This window comes from Nonomuraea sp. NPDC049141, assembly GCF_040648415.1.
In the GTDB taxonomy this organism is placed as follows: domain Bacteria; phylum Actinomycetota; class Actinomycetes; order Streptosporangiales; family Streptosporangiaceae; genus Nonomuraea.
This window is the reverse complement of sequence record NZ_JBEZDR010000281.1, coordinates 1-1,071: the sequence shown is the minus strand read 5'-3', so window position 1 is coordinate 1,071 and position 1,071 is coordinate 1. Positions and strand designations below refer to the sequence as shown.

Sequence of the window (1,071 nt, the reverse complement as noted above, 5' to 3'; positions counted from 1 at the left end):
GTGCTCAGCGAAGCCGCACGACGTACACGAGAAAGAGGCTTGATCGAGCCGGTTCTTGCGGTCCACATGCCCACACGACGAGCACTGCTGGGAGGTGAAAGCCGGATCGACGTAGATGACAGCGACCCCGGCCCGGGCCGCCTTGTAACCGAGGAAGCCACCCAGCTGGTGGAAGCTCCAGGAATGCAGCGTGACCCGCTGGGGCTTGCGAAGCCGTACCCGGTCCCGGATGCCCTGGAGGTCTTCCAGGGCGATCCCTTGGCCGGTGCGTTCTGCCTCGGTCACGATCTGCTTGGCGATGACATGATTGGTGTTGGCGGCGAACCGCGCTTCTTTGCGGCGGCGCTGCTTGAGCAACCGCTTGGCGGACTTGGTGCGCTTGGCCTGCAAGCGGCGGCGTAGCTCGCGCCGGCGGTGCCTGACCGCGTTCAGAGCCCTGCCGGAATGACGGGCTCCGTCGCTGGTGGTGGCGATGTTGACGATGCCCAGATCCACCCCCGGGAAGGCGTCCGGGTCCTTGACGCGGGGGTCGGGCATGTCGCAGGTCGCGATCAGGAACCACATGCCGTCCCGGTAGACCAGATCGGACTCGCCCTTGCGGTGTGCCGACAGGGTCTTGAGCTGTTCGGCGGACGCGGTGAACCTCAGGTTCTTCAGCCTCCCGGCCACCGACCAGATCGACACCGTCCGCGCGTCGATCTGCCAGGACAGGCAGCGGTCGTCGAACGGCTGGGCGGCTTCGGCGCGGAAGTCGATGGGCGTGGATTCGGCCCGTACCCGGCGGGCGGAGCCCACCTTGCCCAGGTTCCCGGCTCGGATATTGGCATGCAGGGTGGCGTAGGCGTCGGCGACCTTTTTGATGACGTGCTGAGCGGCCTGGGCGGCCAGCCCGTACTCGTCCTTGATCTGCGTGTAGGTGTGCTTGCGCAGGTCGTAGTTGCGAAACGTGCGCTGCTTGTGGGCTTGGCGGGAGACTTGGCAGGCGGCGGTGTTGACCGCGCGCAGGGTCGCCTCCAGCGCCGTCGCCTGCTCGGGCGTCGGCAGGAGCTTCACCTGCACCACCAGTCTCAC

1 protein-coding gene is annotated in these 1,071 nt (G+C 66.9%); it reads right to left on the bottom strand.

Annotated elements, in window-relative coordinates; all coding sequences use genetic code 11:
• Positions 1-1,071, bottom strand: a 1,071-nt coding sequence (locus AB0B91_RS66470; protein ID WP_358343353.1) for a transposase, incomplete at both ends; no start/stop codon positions are given.